The sequence below is a fragment of the Microbacterium sp. IO18 genome (assembly GCF_049099505.1).
GTDB lineage: Bacteria > Actinomycetota > Actinomycetes > Actinomycetales > Microbacteriaceae > Microbacterium > Microbacterium aurugineum.
This window is the reverse complement of record NZ_JBMJAF010000001.1, coordinates 208,685-225,142: the sequence shown is the minus strand read 5'-3', so window position 1 is coordinate 225,142 and position 16,458 is coordinate 208,685. Positions and strand designations below refer to the sequence as shown.

The following is a 16,458-nucleotide window of genomic DNA, read 5'->3' as shown; positions in this document are numbered from 1 at the left end:
GGTTCATCCACCGGCCCCGCTTTCTTTATGCTGTTCGCGTGAGCACCCAGATCGTCCTCGTGCACGGCATCCGCACGTCCGCGACGATGTGGCGCGCACAGACCACGTATCTCGACGAGCAGGAGTATGCGTCGACCGCGGTCGATCTCCCCGGGCACGGGAGCCGCATGGACGAGGACTTCACGCTGCACGAAGCGCTCCACACGATCGATGCCGCCGTACGTGCGGCAGCGGAGAAGGGCCCCGTCGTGCTCGTGGGGCATTCGATGGGTGGGCTGCTGTGTCTCGCCTACGTCGGCGGGGCACAGCGACCGCCGGTGGCCGCGCTCGTCGCGGCGTCGTGCACCTCGCTCCCCCACGGTGCGGGACTCCGCGCCTATCGCCTCTTCGCCCGGGCCGTCGACTCGCTGCCCGATCGCGGGATGTGGCTGACCGGTCGCGTCCTCGAGGCCACCATCCCCACGGAGACCAGATCCGACTTCGCCGCCGGTGGATACGCGCTGGACATGCAGGACACGGCGCTGCGCAGCCTCGCCGCGCTGGACATCGCCGCCGCGGTCCCCCGGATCGCGGTCCCGCTCTGGTTCGTGAACGGGCAGTACGACCAGCTGCGTCTGAACGAGTCCTTGTTCCGACGTCTCGCGCCGCATGCGGAGCTCCTCATCGTGCCCCGCACGACGCACCTGGTCACGGCGATGCGGCCACGGGTCTTCAATGCCGTGCTGCAGCTGGCCATCGCGACGGTGGAAGAGGAGCAGCCCGGCTCATGAGCGCGACGGCTGGCGCGCAAACGCGGTGAGCAGTCCTCCCACCAGCGACAGCACGGCAGCAGCGACGAAGACGAGCCAGAAGCCGCCGACGAGAGCGACCAGTGCCGCACCGAGCACCGGTCCGATCAGCTGTCCCAGGGCTGCGGTGACGTTGACGATCCCGAGATCCCTGGCGTGATCCTGTGCGTCAGGGAGCAGGTCGGCCGCGAACGCGAGACCGACCGTCGAGAAGGCTCCGTACCCCAATCCCATGAGAGCCGCGGCCACCATGGTCATCTCGAACGTAGGCACCAGAGCGATCGCCACGCCCGAGGCCGCCTGGACGACGGTTGCGGCGACGGTGAGCGTGCGCCTGTTCCCTGTCCGGTCCGACACGATGCCGGTGACCACGGAAGCGAGCACGACGAACACGGTGTACACCACGATCAGCAGCAGGAGATTGTCCTGAGCGGCAGCGGTCGGCTGACCGAGACCATGCAGGAGGAAGAAGAGGAACAGCGCGGTGCCGAGAGCATTGCCGACGTTCGTCACGAGGCGTCCCGAGAGCATCCAGGCGAAGTCGCGGTCGCGGAGGGAGGCGAGCGGTCGGCGTCCGCCAGGTTTCGGCCGCAGCGCCTCGGTACTCGGCGGGTCGGGCAGCAGCAGGGCCGCACCGGTGCCGACGACGGCGATCACCGCGGCGAGCAGCAGATAGCCGGCGCGGACGTCGAGCCCGAGCAGTACCACCAGTCCGACACCGAGCACGATGCCCACCGCCTGACTCGATCCCACCGCTGCGGACGCCGCACCGCGCTGCGTCGAGGGCAGCTGGTCGGCGATGAGCGCCGTGAAAGCTGCGGAAGAGACGGCGACGCCGATCGACACGCCCACCCAGCCCGCCCCCACGGCCCAGGGTCCCTCGGCGAAACCGGTGAGGATGAGACACACGGCGGTGAGCAGAACGCCCCCGAGGGCCCAGGGGCGTCGGCGGTGGCGTCCCGCGGCCGCACGATCGGAGAGCGCCCCGGCGGCGGGACCCGCGACGATACCGGCGAGCCCCCCGATCCCGAGGACGAGCCCCGAAGACACAACCCCGCGGATCCAGTCGTCTTCGGGGGTGTCCAGCTGCAGAGGAAGCAGCAGTTGCACGGGAGTGAGCTGCACCGTCCAGATCGCGAGCCACGCCAGCGTGAACACCGACATCCATCGTGCGCCCGCCTTGACCGTGCGGGTGCCGGAGACGCCGGTCACCGCGCCTCCTCCGCGGCGACGGATGCCGCCCGCGACCGCGCGATGAGCTCGCGATACCACTCATACGACGCTTTGGGTGTGCGCTCGCCCGTCTCGAAGTCCACGTGCACCAATCCGAACCGTTGGGTGTACCCGTCGGCCCACTCCCAGTTGTCCAGGAGCGACCACACCGTGTACTCCTCGACCGGCACCCCGGCGTCGATCGCCTCGCCAACCGCCGCGATGTGACCTGAGAGATAGTCGATGCGATCGGTGTCCTCCACGAGTGCAGCCCGCTCGGGCTCAGGGAAGGACGCCCCGTTCTCTCCGATGATCACGGGCGGGAGATGCGGATGCCGCGTGTGCAGGTCGATCAGCAGATCGCGCAGGGCACCGGGCATGATGGGCCACTCGGGTCCGAAGCCGGTGACGGGGACGCCGGGGGTCGGCACGATGTCGAACGGTATCGGGCTTCCCTCCGCCGCAGCGGTGACCGTCGTGGGGATGTAGAAGTTGATGCCGTAGAAGTCGATCGACCGTGCGATCTCCTCCAGATCCCCGTCGCGCACGGGCAGCGGTGGCAGCCCGAATGCCTCGAGATCCGGATAGTGGCCGGCGAGGAGCGGTTCGCTGAACACGCGGTTGTGGATCACGTCGTACACGGCGGCCGCCTGGTGGTCCTCGGCGGTGTCGCGGAGCGGGCGGACCCAGGTGTGATTGTTCACGAGGCCGACGGAGGCGGCGCCGTGGGCGTGCAGCACCGCAGCCGCACGGGCGTGCGCGAGGAGCTGATGGTGGGCGGTGGGCAGGGCTCCGAAGAGCAGTTCCTTCCCGGGCGCGAGCGCGCCGACCGCGTAGCCCTGCAACGTCGTCATCGCCGGCTCGTTGAGCGTGTACCACTGCTCGACCCGATCACCGAGACGGGCGGCGACGATGGCCGCGTAGTCGGCGAAGCGCTCGGCCGTGTCGCGCTGGAGCCAGCCACCGTCGGCCTCGACCTCGCTGGGCATCTCCCAGTGGAACAGGGTCGGGAACGGTGCGACCCCGGCCTCGAGCAAGCGGTCGACCAGCCGGGAGTAATGGTCGAGCGCCGGGCGGTCCCCCGAGCCCCGACCTCCGGGTTGCACGCGTGCCCACGGGATGGAGAACCGGTAACGATCGAGGCCCAGCCCCGCGGCGAGGGCCACGTCGGACTCCGGTCGCCGGTAGCTGTCACATGCAGGGTCCGCCGTCGACCCGTCGATGATCGCGCCCGGCCGTTCGAGGAAGTCGTCCCAGATGGAGCGCCCGGTCGACCCCGTGGGACGGGACCCCTCGATCTGGAAGGCCGAGGTCGCTGCGGACCAACGGAGCCCGACGGGCACAGACGGACGATCACGTGCAGGGATCATGGGGCTCCTTGACATCGATGTCGGGACAGTGATGATTCTGCACCCGGTACCATCGATTGCGCGACCGAGTTTCGCATTCTGCTCGCCGTTTCGCGCGAGCGCCCCGTCTGCTGGTAGACTCGACTCTTGGCTTGCGTGTGGGTTCTTCCCTCACGACCGCTGTGCAGCAGCCCTCTTCTGCTGCCGGCATTCCGAACACTCCTGTACAGAAAGCGTCCACACGTGGCAAACATCAAGTCGCAGATCAAGCGCAACAAGACCAACGCGAAGGCACACGAGCGCAACAAGGCCGTGAAGAGCGAGCTCAAGACCCTCATCCGCTCCACCCGCACGGCAGTCACCGCCGGCGACAAGGCAGCAGCCGAGGCCGGCCTGAAGAAGGCTTCCGTCAAGCTCGACAAGGCCGTCAGCAAGGGTGTCCTGCACAAGAACCAGGCGTCGAACCGCAAGTCGTCGCTCGCCAAGCAGGTCGCTTCCCTCTGAGCCGAAGCTTCTCAGGAAGGCCCGTCCCGTTCATCGGGGCGGGCCTTCTTCGTCCCCTCGGGTTCGAGGCCCCCGCGGGATCGAGAAAGCGGGGGACGGTTACTCGCCGAAGGGCTGGCGCGTGGCGATCACGGTGACCATGCGCTCCAGGGCGAAGATCGGGTCGCGGGCCGCTCCCTTGACCTCACCATCGGCTCGGGCGGTCGCCTGGATGGCCATCCCGAGAGAGCGCTCGTTCCAGCCGGCGAGGTCGCGGCGGGCGCGATCAACCTGCCAATCCTTCATCCCCAGGCGCTGCGCGAGCTGTCGGCTGGGCTCGCGGTTGCCTGCCACGCGCGCCATCGTCCGGAGCTTCATCGCGAAGGCGGCGACCATCGGCACCGGGTCGGCGCCGGACGACAGCGCGTGCCGGAGCGCGACGAGCGCTTCGCCGTAGCGGCCGGCGATCGCCGTATCCGCGACGACGAACGCTGAGACCTCGACGCGACCGCCGTAGTACTTCGTGACGATCTCTTCCGAGATGTCTCCCTCGACGTCGCCGATGAGCTGCTGGCAGGCCGCCGCCAGTTCGGTCAGGTCGTCCGCGAACGCGGAGACGAGCGCACGCAGGGCTGCCGGCGCGATGCGCTTCTTGGCCGCCCGGAACTCTCCGGCGGCGAAGTCCACTCGGTCGCTGTCGCGCTTGACCGCCGGGCAGGCGATCTCGATGCCTCCGCCGGTACCGGCGCGAAGAGCGTCGAGCAGCTTCTTGCCACGCACGCTGGCGCCCGTGTGGCGAAGGATGACCGTCGCCCCCTCCTGGGGGTTGTCGAGGTACGACACGGCCTCCTGAATGAAGGCGTCGGAGCACTTCTCGACACCCGAGACGCGCACCAGTCGCGGTTCTCCGAACAGCGAGGGAGAAGTGAGGGACAGCAGTGTGCCCGGGGCGTAGTCGTCGGCCCGCACGTCACTGACTTCGAGTGCAGGATCTTCCGCGCGCAGGTAGTCGCGCACGCCGGCGATCGCACGCTCTGCGCACACCTCTTCCGGCCCCGACACGAGCACGATCGGCGCGGGGTGCGGTTCACGCCACGACACCTGCGGGATCTTGGTGGGCTTCGCACCACTGCGAGAGGGGGTACGCGAAGCTGCCATGGGTCCAGCCTACCGGCGCTCACCGACACCGCTCGGCTGGCATTCTCCTCACTCCTCACCTGCACGCTCCGTCCACACCTGCAGTTCGTCGCCGTGCACGCCGAGCAGGATCCTCCCCTGCTGGTCCGTGCGCAGATCCTGCGCCCCGGTCGCTGTCAGAAGGTCGAGAGTCTCGATACGCGGATGACCGTAGTCGTTGTCCGCACCGACGCTGAACAACGCCACCCGGGCCCGAAGCGCCTCGTACAGGCCGGGGTCCTGATCCGCGCTGCCGTGATGGGCCACCTTGACCACGTCGTACCCGCCGAGGTCTGCCGCACGCATCAGCATGCGCTGGGAGGCCGCAGCGAGGTCTCCGAGGAACAGGGATCGCGGCACTCCTCCCCCGTCAAACTCCATCACCACACTGGCGTCATTGCCTGAGGGAAAGACAGGAGACCCTCTCCGGGGCCAGAGGACACGCCACGTCGCCTCCCCGAGTTCGCCCTGCTGTCCTGCCCAGGCCTCGTCGACACGTGCACCGCCGTCGAGGAGCGCGGCAAGGAGGCGCCGCTCGGAATCCTCGGTGACGGGTCCGTGCAGCACCGCGTCCACCCGACCGACGACGGCGGTGGTCCCGCCGACGTGGTCGAGGTCGAAATGTGTCAGGACGAGGAGGTCGATCCGCTCCACCCCGAGAGATCGCAGACACGCTTCCAGCGGTTCCGGCGCCGGCCCGGTGTCGATCAGTGCGACGCCGTCGCCGGAGCGCACGATCAGCGCATCTCCTTGACCGACGTCGCACGCGGCGACGGACCATCCCTCCGGCGACGCCACGGTCGCGAGCGGACCGTCGAGGAGAATGCGGGCACCGGCGAGCGACGACACGATGATGAGGACCGCCGCCGCGCCGCGTCGCAGGAACACCATCGCACGCACGGTGGCCGGCCGGCGCGGAACATCAGCGGATCGGAGGAGGACGACCGACACGCACACGCTGACGAGTGCCACCAATGCCGCGCTGCCGAACCCCGCCGGAAGCAGCAGCTGCGCGTTCGGCAGTCGCGCCGTCGTCGTGGCGGTCGTCGCGATCCAAGCGGCGGGAAGCCAGGACGCCGCTGTCAGCAGATCAGCGAGGAACGGCAACGGCGCAGCAAGACACGCCAGCAGACCGATCACCGTGGCGATCGGTGCCGCCGGAGCGGCGAGGAGATTCGCAGCGACCCCGATCAGCGATTGCTGCTCTGCGAACAAGGCGATGATCGGCCCGCATGCCAGTTGCGCGGCGAGCGGGACCGCGATCGCCAGCGCCACCGTGTCGGGCATGACCGTCGCCAGCCCCCGGGCAAGAGGCGGGGCGAGCAGTATCAACGCCCCGGATGCCGCCACCGAGAGCGCGAAACCCGGTGACGTCGCGAGCCACGGATCGGCGAGGAGTATGCCCACGGTGCACAGGGAGAGCATGCCCGCGCCCGCACTCGGACGTCCGAGCAGCACGGTGAGCATCCCGATGGCCGCCATGACCGCTGCACGGATGACGCTCGGCTCCGGAGTGACCAAGACGACGAACCCGGCCAAGCCCGCGAGGGAGAGCACGACGCGCAATGCGCGCCCTCCTCCGCACAACGCCGTCAGCCAGAAGAGCGCGACGACGACGATCGCGCAGTTCGCGCCGCTCACCGCCGTCAGGTGGCTGAGTCCACTCGTGCGCATGTCGTCGTTCAGCTCCGGGGTGACCGCCCTGGTGTCGCCCACCGCGAGCCCCGGCAGCAGACCGGCACCGGGTTCGGGCAGACGCAACGACCGGGCGACGAAGGCGTGCTTGAGGGCCGCCGCAGCAGCGAACACGCCACCCGCTGGCTCGACCACCTCCGCCTCGCTCGCGAAGACGACCAGGGTGGCGCGCTCCCCCGCGTCCGTCGCGGACGCCTCCCCCACGACGCGGATCCGTGCACCGAGTTCGAACCCGTCGCGCGGTTCGATGCCGATGCGCACCGGTGCAGACAACATCGTCGGACGACCGAGAGTACCGATGGTCATCGTCTGCGCGTCAAACCACAGTCGCCCATCTTGGCCGATCGATGCCGACGAGGTCACCGTCCCCGTGACTTCTGCCATGCTCCCCGACCATTCGGCGACTCGCTCGCGTGTGGGGAGGGTGAGGGCCACAGAAAGGCCCGTGGCTGCAAGAGCGGCGAGAACCAGTACAGCAAGACCTCCGCCGCCCGGAAGTCGTCGGACTATTCCACGACGTATCCCGAGCATGAGGATGACCGTGCCAGCGGCACAGCCGCCCACCGTCCACCACGCCGACATCGGGAAGAAGACGCACAGCAGGGCACCCGCCCATACCACTGCGGCCGACGGCACCAGCCGCAGATCACGGGGTTTCACACGCGATCGACGGTCTTCCGTGCGGAACTCTGGCTGCGACACCCCGCCACGCTACGAACGTGCAGCGACCACGCGTCACGGCAAGACCGGCAGCGGCGGACAACCGATACGAATCGCCGCCGGTGCAGAGAGAGATCATCCCTCCTGCCCTGAGGCCGAGAGAAAGCACCGGGACAGCGAGTACCGCCAGGTCTACGTCGGCGCGACGAAGAAGTCCGTCGGGATTGCCAAGCGCAAGTGCTCAGCCAACACTGGGTTCGCCCCGCTGCACCGCTGGGCATCCGCTCAGTCGGTCCATAGCCTGGTCTACACGACCTCCTGACCCAGATGGGGAGCACGATGCGAACGACGCGAACCTTCCTCGCTGCATCATTGATCGCGATGACGTGCATGCTCGCGTCATGCTCCTCATCCGGTATTGCGGACTCGCGAACTAAGGGTGTCCCCGACAGCGTTCAACTCGAGGGGCGCAGTGAGGGTCCATTCGTGATCGCTTACGACGACGGAAGCGTCGATGTCGTCACGCTGGGAAGCGGGAGTTGTCCACCGACTGCCTCGGCGATCGAGGTCGATGACGATCAGCTTGTGGTGACGTTCGAGCCGTCGACGAACGATGTCTGCACGGCGGATATCTCACCCACGACCCACTCGTTCTCGGCCGACAAGGTCGGTTGGAAGGTTCCCGACAAAGCTCTCATCATTTTCACGGACTTTGACGAGGCGGTGGAAGTCGACGTGATCCGAGGCTGACAACCCAATGCTCTCGTCCTGGGTGGATCCTTCGAGTGAGGAGGCCGAGAGAAAGCACCGGAACAGCGAGTACCGCCAGGTCTACATCGGCGCGACGAAGAAGTCCGTCGGGATTGCCAAGCGCATCTGCCAGCACTGGGCAGGTCGGGAGCAGTGTGACCGGCTCATCTGGGGCGGTTCTCTGCGAAATTCACGCTGAACCGCCTCAGGGGTGGTCGCGACGTCCCCCACATCGCTGGGGTCGTCGGGATGGACGTAGTGATGAGGACGCGCGAGTTTACTCCGCTGGCTTCCAATAGACGCTCGGGGACAACTGCTCGTAGCCATCCGGGTTCGTCCCCGTGCTCCCAGTGAACCAGAACGATGGACCTCCCAGAGGGTTCACGCGAACAGGCAGCGATGAGGCGCACTGGCCCTGGTGCTCCTCATCAGTGGAGAAGGCCACGAGACAGTAGGAGACCACCTCATCGACCGCCGCAGCGCGCCCGATGAAGACTCGCCAGCCCTCCTCTTCGCCAGCGAAGCGGAAGGTGGACTCGTCCAGCTGTAGACCGTCCAACTCATCCACCTCCGTCGGCAAGGTATCCTGCGCCCGAGCTTCCTCGCTCAGTTCAGGGGTGAGATCAGGTTGCGCGACGCAGCCGACAAGCAACGCGATCATCAGGGCTGAAGCTCCGAGCAGCGCAGGTCTCTTCATAGGCTCCATCAAAGCCGACATCTGCGCTAAATGTCCCAGGTGCTCCCTGGTGTCGGGGAATGGTGATTCCACTGGCAGTAGCGCCGAGTGGTCCTGGTCGAGTGCGTGACCTCAGCGTGACGGTATGCAACGACGGCGGTACTCCCACGCCGACTCGCCCGTGTGCCACTGCCAGAGCGGTGCCTGCGGCCGCAGAGAGCACGACGACGAGAATCCCAGCCCAAGTAGACGGCCGCGCGAGCGAGCCGCGGCGGTGGAGAAGATGCGCCACGACACCCACCGCCCCGGTTCCGCACACGGCCGCGCACCCCCACGCCGCCGCGGGGAGCAGCACGCACAGCAGCGCCACCGCCCAGACCGCGACGGCGAGAGGCAGCAGCCGCAGGTCACGACGCCTCACACCCGTGCGCCATCGCGAATGCCGGCAAGAAGCTTCTCCCCGATGCCGGGGACGGCGACCAGATCGTCCACGGAACGGAAGCGACCGTTCTCTTCCCGCCAGGCGATGATCCGTGCCGCGAGTGCCGGACCGATGCGCGGGAGAGTCTCCAGCGCCGCCTGGTCGGCGGTGTTGAGATCGATACGGTCGTCCCCGGGCGGGGCGGCTCCCGACTCCGCAGCAGCGGCGCCGACCGTCGGCACGATGATCTGCTCTCCGTCTTCGAGCAGCCGCGCAAGATTGACCGCCGCGAGGTCGGCGACGTCCGTGGTCCCGCCCGCGGCCGCCAGGGCGTCGACGAGTCGCGCGTCCGGATCGAGCACGTAGAGACCGGGAGCCGCCACCGCGCCGAGCACGTGGACGTAGAGCTCTCCGGTGGACCCCACCCTCGCCTCATCGTCTGTGAGCGGCACGGACTCGGTGGGCGGCGTCTGCCCGCGGAGGATACCCAATCCGACAGCCGCCGACAGGACCACGAGTCCCAGCACCACGGCCGCGCCGATGCTCAGCCGCAGCCGATGCCGGAGCGGCGGCGGAGACGGTGCCTGCGGGGATGCCATCCGGCCAAGCTAGGCGAGGTCGCGGATCCCCCGAGCGTCCCGAAACATCCGCGGTGGACAACCCGTCCCGGGCGTCCACCGTGGAGAAGAGGCGATCACCCCTTGACGACGAAACTGACGATCTTGGGCGCCCTCACGACGACCTTCACGATCTCGCGGTCTCCGATGGAACGGATCACACGCTCGTCCGCACGCGCCAGCGCCTCGAGCTCGGACTCGCCGATCCGCGCCGGCACCTCGAGCTGCGCACGCACCTTGCCCCCGACCTGCACGACAGCGGTGACCGTGTCCTCGACCAGAAGCGCCGGGTCGGCGGAGCGCCACGTCACGAGGCCGACGGAAGGCTCGTGTCCGAGCATCTCCCACATCTCCTCCGCGGTGTGCGGCGCGATCAGGTCGAGCATCACGGCGATCGTCTCCGCCGCCTCGCGCACGGCAGGATCCCCTGCACCGGCGGCGCCATCGATCGTCTTGCGGGTGATGTTCACGAGCTCCATGAGGCGCGCGACCAGGACGTTGAACTTCGTCTGCTCGACGAGTGCCGGTGCCTCCGAGAGCAACTTGTGCGTGGCGCGGCGGAGAGCGGCGTCACCGCCGTCGAAGACCACGTCGACGGCGCTCGACACCTCGCCGGCGACGCGCATCGCGCGGGCCAGGAACTTCTGAGCGCCGGTCGTCGAGACGTCGGCCCAGTCCTTGTCGTCTTCCACGGGCCCGGCGAACGCCAGCCCGACACGCAGGGCGTCGGCGCCGTGGGCGTCGAGCTCCTCCTGGAAGAGCACCAGGTTGCCCTTGCTCTTGGACATCTTCTGCCCGTCGAGCAGCACCATGCCCTGGTTGATCAGGTTCGAGAAGGGCTCGGTGAAGTCGATCAGCCCCATGTCGAAGAGCACCTTCGTGATGAAGCGCGCGTACAGCAGGTGCAGGATCGCGTGCTCGACGCCGCCGATGTAGGAGTCGACCGGCGCCCAGCGGGCCGCCTGCGCGGGATCGAACGCCACGGTGTCGCTGTTCGGCGAAAGGAAGCGCAGGAAGTACCACGAGCTGTCCACGAACGTGTCCATCGTGTCGGGGTCGCGCAGCACCGGGTCGCCCGTCCGCGGGTCCGTCGTACGGACCCAGCTCTCGGCACCGCCCAGCGGCGACGTCCCCTTGGGCTTGAGGTCGAGCCCCTCGACGCTCGGCAGCTTCACGGGGAGCTTGTCCTCGGGAACCGGGATGATGCTCCCGTCCTCAGCGTGCAGCATCGGGATCGGTGTGCCCCAGAACCGCTGACGCGAGATCAGCCAGTCGCGCAGACGGTAGTTCTTGGCGGCACGGCCGGTGCCCGATGCCTCCAGCTGCTCGATCGCCCGCGCGATGGCGTTGCGCTTGGACAGACCGTTCAGAGCGCCCGAGTTGATCATGCGGCCCTCGCCTGTGAGAGCGATACCGGTGGCCGCGGGGCTCTGCTCCTCGAGCGCGGCACCGGTGTCGATCGGCACGCCGTCTTCATCGACCTCGATCACGGGCATCGCCCCCGTGACGGGAGCGGTCGTGTCGACGACGACCTTGACGGGCAGGTCGAACGCACGGGCGAAGTCCAGGTCGCGCTGATCGTGCGCCGGGACAGCCATGACCGCCCCGTGTCCGTAGTCGGCCAGCACGTAGTCCGCTGCCCACACCGGCAGCTTCTCGCCGTTGACCGGGTTGATCGCGTAGCGCTCGAGGAACACACCGGTCTTCGGGCGATCCGTGGACTGCCGATCGATGTCGGTCTCCTTCTGCACCTGCTCCAGGTACGTCTGGAAGCGCTCACGCACATCTTCGGAGGCACCGGCGGCGAGTTCGGATGCCAGGTCGGAGTCGGGTGCGACCACGAAGAACGTCGCGCCGTGCAGCGTGTCGGGGCGCGTCGAGAACACCGTGACCGGCTCCTCGCGACCCTCGATCAGGAAGTCGACGTCGGCACCCACCGAGCGACCGATCCAGTTGCGCTGCATCTGCAGCACCTTGTGCGGCCAGAACCCCTCGAGCTGGTTCAGGTCGTCGAGCAGACGGTCGGCGTAGTCGGTGATCCGGAAGTACCACTGCGTGAGCTTCTTCTTGACCACCTCGGCGCCACAGCGATCACAGCGTCCGTCGACGACCTGCTCGTTCGCCAGCACCGTCTGGTCGTTCGGGCACCAGTTGACCGGACTCTTCTTGCGATACGCCAGCCCGCGCTCGTACAGCTTCAAGAACAGCCACTGGTTCCAGCGGTAGTACTCGGGGTCGGAGGTGTGCAGCACGCGGCTCCAGTCGAACGAGACGCCGTACGCCTCGAAGCCCACCTTCTGCTGCGCGATGTTCTGATAGGTCCAGTCCCGAGGGTCGGCTCCCTGACGGATCGCGGCGTTCTCCGCGGGCAGCCCGAACGAGTCCCAGCCGATCGGATTCAGGACGTTGTGCCCGCGGTGGCGCCAGAAGCGCGCCACGATGTCGGAGTAGAGGTAGTTCTCCGCGTGGCCCATGTGCAGGTCGCCGGACGGGTACGGGAACATCGCGAGCACGTATCGGCGCGGCCGGGTGTCGTCGTCGCCGCCCGTGAGGAACGTGCCGTTCTCCGCCCAGTACTTCTGCCACTTGTTCTGGATGGCGTGCGCCGACGGGGCCTCGTCGTCGGCAGGGGCGGTGGACAGGTTCTCAGACAACGAACGCACGACCAATCTGAAGGGAAAAGCGGGATCAGTTCAGGATATCGGAACGCCAGGACACAGGCGTTTCCGCACCGAGGGCGGCGAGCGGCGCCCGCGCCTTGATCGCCACCTCGGCGACCTCGGCAGCGGCGATCGAACCCCAGGTGATTCCGCCGCCCGCACCGACCACCGCCTTCTCTCCGTCGAGGAGGATGCTGCGGATGACCATGGCGAGGTCGAGCACCCCGTCCGCGCCGATGTAGCCGAAGCACCCCGCGTACACTCCCCGCGCGCCGCCTTCGAGTTCATGCAGCCTGGTCATCGCCGAGAGCTTGGGCGCTCCCGTCATACTGCCGGCGGGGAAGGTCGCGTCGAGAAGGGCGCCGACCGTGGCCCCCGGCTCTGCCGTTCCGCTCACGGTGCTCACCAGCTGGTGCACGGCGGGATAGCTCTCGACCACCCAGAGCCCTTCCACGCGGATCGTCCCCGGCACGCACACCCGCGACAGGTCGTTGCGCATGAGGTCGACGATCATGACGTTCTCCGCACGCTCCTTGCGGTCGCCGGCGAGTTCTGCGGCGAGCGCGGCGTCTTCGAGGGGATCGGCGCTCCGGGGCCTCGTTCCCTTGATGGGGCGCGTCCGGATCACTCCCCCTTCGGCGTGGAGGAACTGTTCCGGACTGGCGCTCAGCAGCGTGTGGTCGCCGATGCGGACGAAACCGCCGTGGTGGGCGGGGGTCGCTCCTCGGAGGCGGTCGTACACGGCGACCGGGTCATGGGTGCCGGGAACGGTGAAGCGTGTGGTCAGGCACAGCTGGTAGGCGATGCCTGCGCGGATGAGGTCACGGCAGCGTTCGATGAGTGCGAGGTATTCGTGTGGGGTGTGCCTGGGCTCCGCAACACGTGGGGCCGCGGCCGCGCCCGCAAAGGATCCCTCACTGCCGGGACGCTCAGCGGCTTCCGTCGCTGCGTGGACCTCGTCCGTCCAGACCTCGAGGTCATCTGCGGAGGAGAGAGCCCAGGTGCGACGGCGCGCATGATCGAAGGCGACGACATGCGTGACGAGCAACCAGGACCCTCCTGGCGTCTCCTCCGACTGTGCGACCGGTGCGCCGGACGCCGATGCTCCGCTCTCGTAGTCGAGCCAGCCCACCCACCCCCCGGTGAACGGCGGCCGCGACGGGTCGGTCGAAGGGGCGTCGAGAGGCACGTCCCGCGGGAGGCTCGAACGCTTCCCCGTCCCGATGAAGCTCCAGCCTTCCGTCGCCCGCGCGCCGGCATCCAGCCAGAAGACGTCGATGCCCCGCGCCTCGATCATCCGAAACACCGAAGACGGCTCCACCCAGGTGGGAAGCGGATGAGCAGTCAGCGGTTCGGGCACCTTTCCAGCCTAGGACCGGGCTGCTCCCGTATCCTCATGGGGTGGACGACCTCCTGATCTGGCTCCTCGACACCGTGCAGTCGGTCGATCCGGTCGCTCGCACCCTGATCGCCGGACTCGCTGTCATGCTCGAGACGAGCATCCTGATCGGGCTCATCGTTCCCGGTGACACGATCGTGATCATCGCCTCGATGGGGGTGGCGACTCCCCTGGAGGGCATCGCGATGGGCGTCGCGGTCGTGATCGGCGCCTTGATCGGCGAGAGCATCGGATTCTGGCTCGGGCGCTGGCTGGGACCCCACATCCGTGTGTCCTGGCTGGGACGACGGATCGGCGAGCACAACTGGGTCCGCGCCGAGAACTACCTCGAACGCCGCGGCGGCATCGCGATCTTCCTCTCGCGCTTCCTGCCCGTCCTGCATTCCCTGGTGCCCCTGACCGTCGGCATGAGCGAATACCCGTACCGCAAGTTCCTCGCCTGGACGGCCCCCGCGTGCGTCCTCTGGGCGACCGCCTACGTGAGCGTGACCTCCCTCGCGGCGGGCAGCTTCCGGGAACTCGTCGACCGCGTGCACTTCGCGGGGTACATCTTCGTCGCGGTGATCGCCGTGTTCCTGCTACTGATCTACCTCGGCAAGAAGCTGCTGCAGCGGGCTGAGGCCCGTCACCTGAAGGCTCCGGAGACAGAGGCCGACGCCGACGTGAAAGACTGAGGCAATGGCATCCGCTCCCCCGGCGCCCCGGATCCACTGGTTCGCCCGACTCGAACACCGCCTGCATGTCTGGCGTGAAGGTCGCGCGCGCCGTCGTGGCCGCGTCGCGACGATCCTCCCGTTCCCCGGATACGGGGGTCCCGGCTGGGTGCGTGTCGTAGGCCGCGTGCTGATCGTCCCCCCGCAGCGCCGCACACGCGACGGGGAGCCGGCGAGTGTCCGCGGCTGGCGCAGCTTCGTCGGCATCCCGGTGGGTTTCGCCGCGGTGACCGTGCAGATCGGCGACTCCACGCACCAGGTCGTCGCCGATCGTGGCGGGGTGGTCGACTCGACGATCCACGTCGACCTGGAACCGGGTTGGCAGACGTTCACGTTCTCCGTGGAGGGACAGGAGCCCGTGGAGGCACGGGCTTTCGTCGTCGCCGAGGGCACCAGGTTCGGCGTCGTGTCCGATGTCGACGACACCGTGATGGTGACGGCCCTGCCTCGTCCCTTCATCGCTTTCTGGAACTCCTTCGTGCTCGACGAACACGCGCGCCTCCCCGTGCCGGGGATGGCCGTGCTGCTCGACCAGCTGCTGCGACAGCATCCGGGTGCCCCGATGGTGTACCTCTCGACCGGCGCGTGGAACGTCGCCCCCACGCTGTGGCGCTTCCTCGGACGCCATCTCTTCCCCGCGGGTTCCATGCTCCTCACCGACTGGGGACCGACGCACGAGCGCTGGTTCCGCAGCGGGCGCGAGCACAAGCTCACCAACCTGCGACGTCTCGCGACGGAGTTCCCCGATGTCAAGTGGCTCCTGATCGGGGACGACGGACAGCACGACGAGGCCATCTACTCCCAGTTCATGGACGAGCATCCCGATTCCGTCGCCGGGGTGGCCATCCGTCGCCTTCTTCCCGCCGAGGCGGTCCTGGCCGGCGGCCGGGCCGGCCGCGAGCCGCATTCCGAAGACGTCGCCCCCTGGGTGAGCGCCGAAGACGGCGCCGGGCTGCGCGATCTGCTCGGCGAGGCCGGCATCCTGCACTGACATGTCCCTCGCCCGCCAGGACTGGCTGCTCCGTGAAGAGGCGCATCGCGACCGCGCGGATGCCCTCACCGCTGCCCACCGAGATCGTGCGACCAGGGCCGAGAAGCACCCGGTCTGGGACTTCCTGTTCACGTACTACTCCTACAAGCCCGCACAGCTGCGTCGCTGGCATCCCGGAGCCGGCGTCGAGCTGGCCGACGCCGTCGAACGCCTCGACTGGCGCTGGTACTCCCCCGGACGGTCTGCGGGGAGCGCTGTGCCCGATGCCGCCGCTTTCGGCCAGGAGAAGGCGGAGCTGGCGGCTCTCATCGAGAAGATGCTCCGCCGCACGGCATCGCGTCCCGGGCAGTTCGGCTGCTTCGGTCTGCATGAGTGGGCGATGGTGTATCGCGCCGAGGAGCACCGCCACGCGGTTCCGCTGCGACTGGGGCAGGCCGGGACAGACGCCGTGGTCGAGAATCACGACCTCCGCTGCACCCATTTCGACGCCTTCCGCTTCTTCACTCCCGAAGCGGTCCCCCGCAATCGCACCGCGTTGAGCCGCGACGAGCAGCCTCTGTTCGAGCAGCCCGGCTGTCTGCACGCGGGCATGGACCTGTACAAGTGGGCGACGAAGCTCGGACCCCTGATCCCCGGCGAACTGCTCCTGGATTCGTTCGAACTCGCGCGCGACATCCGACTCCTCGACATGCAGGCGGCACCGTACGATCTCTCCGCGTGGGATGTGGTTCCCGTGCCCATCGAGACACCCGAGGGAAAAACAGAGTATGTGCGCAGGCAGCGGGTCTTCGCGGACCGTGGCGCTGCCCTCCGCACCGCGTTGCTGAACGCCTGGCTCGGCGATGGAGCGCGCGAGGCCGCCTGAGCA

14 protein-coding genes are annotated in these 16,458 nt (G+C 68.2%); 6 read left to right on the top strand and 8 right to left on the bottom strand.

What is annotated here, in order from left to right; all coding sequences use genetic code 11:
- The first annotated feature begins 38 nt into the window (after nucleotides 1-38).
- Nucleotides 39-770, top strand: coding sequence for an alpha/beta fold hydrolase (locus tag ACLF6J_RS01120; RefSeq protein ID WP_131491202.1), 732 nt, complete (start codon nucleotides 39-41; stop codon nucleotides 768-770).
- Here the strand turns inward: ACLF6J_RS01120 and ACLF6J_RS01115 are convergent.
- Both ACLF6J_RS01115 and ACLF6J_RS01110 read right to left on the bottom strand, forming a co-directional pair.
- Nucleotides 765-2,000 carry an MFS transporter gene (locus tag ACLF6J_RS01115; protein WP_134351403.1) on the bottom strand — a complete coding sequence of 412 codons (1,236 nt, stop codon included), beginning with the start codon at nucleotides 1,998-2,000 and terminating at the stop codon, nucleotides 765-767. The two genes, ACLF6J_RS01120 and ACLF6J_RS01115, sit on opposite strands and share 6 nt — an antisense overlap.
- On the bottom strand, nucleotides 1,997-3,370 hold the full coding sequence (locus ACLF6J_RS01110) for a GH1 family beta-glucosidase (protein ID WP_134351405.1): 1,374 nt from the start codon (nucleotides 3,368-3,370) through the stop codon (nucleotides 1,997-1,999). Before ACLF6J_RS01110 ends, ACLF6J_RS01115 begins: the two co-directional genes overlap by 4 nt.
- 222 nt (nucleotides 3,371-3,592) lie before the next feature.
- Between ACLF6J_RS01110 and rpsT the strand changes: the two genes are divergently transcribed.
- The gene (gene rpsT / locus ACLF6J_RS01105) at nucleotides 3,593-3,853 is read left to right on the top strand and encodes a 30S ribosomal protein S20 (RefSeq protein WP_047519918.1); all 261 of its coding nucleotides are present in this window, start codon (nucleotides 3,593-3,595) and stop codon (nucleotides 3,851-3,853) included.
- A gap of 99 nt (nucleotides 3,854-3,952) precedes the next feature.
- On the opposite strand, the gene holA is transcribed toward rpsT, so the two are convergent.
- Together holA and ACLF6J_RS01095 are read right to left on the bottom strand one after the other, a co-directional pair.
- The gene (gene holA / locus ACLF6J_RS01100) at nucleotides 3,953-4,990 is read right to left on the bottom strand and encodes a DNA polymerase III subunit delta (RefSeq protein ID WP_134351407.1); all 1,038 of its coding nucleotides are present in this window, start codon (nucleotides 4,988-4,990) and stop codon (nucleotides 3,953-3,955) included.
- A 48-nt stretch (nucleotides 4,991-5,038) separates the two neighbouring features.
- The gene (locus tag ACLF6J_RS01095; RefSeq protein ID WP_244093453.1) at nucleotides 5,039-7,087 is read right to left on the bottom strand and encodes a ComEC/Rec2 family competence protein; all 2,049 of its coding nucleotides are present in this window, start codon (nucleotides 7,085-7,087) and stop codon (nucleotides 5,039-5,041) included.
- 762 nt (nucleotides 7,088-7,849) lie between these two features.
- Here ACLF6J_RS01095 and ACLF6J_RS01090 point away from each other — a divergent pair.
- Nucleotides 7,850-8,113 carry a hypothetical protein gene (locus ACLF6J_RS01090; RefSeq protein ID WP_134351409.1) on the top strand — a complete coding sequence of 88 codons (264 nt, stop codon included), beginning with the start codon at nucleotides 7,850-7,852 and terminating at the stop codon, nucleotides 8,111-8,113.
- 277 nt (nucleotides 8,114-8,390) lie between these two features.
- Here ACLF6J_RS01090 and ACLF6J_RS01085 read toward each other — a convergent pair whose 3' ends face one another.
- The 4 genes from ACLF6J_RS01085 to ACLF6J_RS01070 all read right to left on the bottom strand — a co-directional run bounded on the left by ACLF6J_RS01085 (nucleotide 8,391) and on the right by ACLF6J_RS01070 (nucleotide 13,847).
- Nucleotides 8,391-8,810 carry a hypothetical protein gene (locus tag ACLF6J_RS01085; RefSeq protein WP_134351411.1) on the bottom strand — a complete coding sequence of 140 codons (420 nt, stop codon included), beginning with the start codon at nucleotides 8,808-8,810 and terminating at the stop codon, nucleotides 8,391-8,393.
- 396 nt (nucleotides 8,811-9,206) lie between these two features.
- Nucleotides 9,207-9,809: a helix-hairpin-helix domain-containing protein gene (locus ACLF6J_RS01080; RefSeq protein WP_134351412.1), complete on the bottom strand. Its 603-nt coding sequence runs from the start codon at nucleotides 9,807-9,809 to the stop codon at nucleotides 9,207-9,209.
- 95 nt (nucleotides 9,810-9,904) lie between these two features.
- The gene (gene leuS / locus ACLF6J_RS01075) at nucleotides 9,905-12,481 is read right to left on the bottom strand and encodes a leucine--tRNA ligase (protein WP_134353841.1); all 2,577 of its coding nucleotides are present in this window, start codon (nucleotides 12,479-12,481) and stop codon (nucleotides 9,905-9,907) included.
- 34 nt (nucleotides 12,482-12,515) lie between these two features.
- A complete protein-coding gene (locus ACLF6J_RS01070) occupies nucleotides 12,516-13,847 on the bottom strand; it encodes an anthranilate synthase component I family protein (RefSeq protein ID WP_244093455.1) in 1,332 nt (443 codons plus the stop codon).
- A gap of 41 nt (nucleotides 13,848-13,888) precedes the next feature.
- Between ACLF6J_RS01070 and ACLF6J_RS01065 the strand changes: the two genes are divergently transcribed.
- The 3 genes from ACLF6J_RS01065 to ACLF6J_RS01055 are packed head-to-tail and all read left to right on the top strand — an operon-like array spanning nucleotide 13,889 to nucleotide 16,455.
- Nucleotides 13,889-14,560 (top strand): DedA family protein, encoded by a 672-nt coding sequence (locus ACLF6J_RS01065; protein ID WP_134351414.1) that lies wholly within the window; start codon nucleotides 13,889-13,891, stop codon nucleotides 14,558-14,560.
- A 4-nt stretch (nucleotides 14,561-14,564) separates the two neighbouring features.
- Entirely contained in the window at nucleotides 14,565-15,590 is a 1,026-nt protein-coding gene (locus tag ACLF6J_RS01060) for an App1 family protein (protein WP_134351417.1), read from the top strand.
- A gap of 1 nt (nucleotide 15,591) precedes the next feature.
- Complete coding sequence (locus ACLF6J_RS01055) at nucleotides 15,592-16,455, top strand: 3-methyladenine DNA glycosylase (protein WP_134351419.1); 864 nt, start codon at nucleotides 15,592-15,594, stop codon at nucleotides 16,453-16,455.
- Nucleotides 16,456-16,458 lie beyond the last annotated feature (3 nt).

What these genes read in the sequence shown, in the direction of transcription:
- ACLF6J_RS01110 (WP_134351405.1), bottom strand. Translation starts at nt 3,370, where the DNA reads ATGATCCCTGCACGTGATCGTCCGTCTGTGCCCGTCGGGCTCCGTTGG.
- holA (WP_134351407.1), bottom strand. Translation starts at nt 4,990, where the DNA reads ATGGCAGCTTCGCGTACCCCCTCTCGCAGTGGTGCGAAGCCCACCAAG.
- ACLF6J_RS01095 (WP_244093453.1), bottom strand. Translation starts at nt 7,087, where the DNA reads ATGGCAGAAGTCACGGGGACGGTGACCTCGTCGGCATCGATCGGCCAA.
- ACLF6J_RS01085 (WP_134351411.1), bottom strand. Translation starts at nt 8,810, where the DNA reads ATGAAGAGACCTGCGCTGCTCGGAGCTTCAGCCCTGATGATCGCGTTG.
- ACLF6J_RS01080 (WP_134351412.1), bottom strand. Translation starts at nt 9,809, where the DNA reads ATGGCATCCCCGCAGGCACCGTCTCCGCCGCCGCTCCGGCATCGGCTG.
- ACLF6J_RS01060 (WP_134351417.1), top strand. Translation starts at nt 14,565, where the DNA reads ATGGCATCCGCTCCCCCGGCGCCCCGGATCCACTGGTTCGCCCGACTC.
- ACLF6J_RS01055 (WP_134351419.1), top strand. Translation starts at nt 15,592, where the DNA reads ATGTCCCTCGCCCGCCAGGACTGGCTGCTCCGTGAAGAGGCGCATCGC.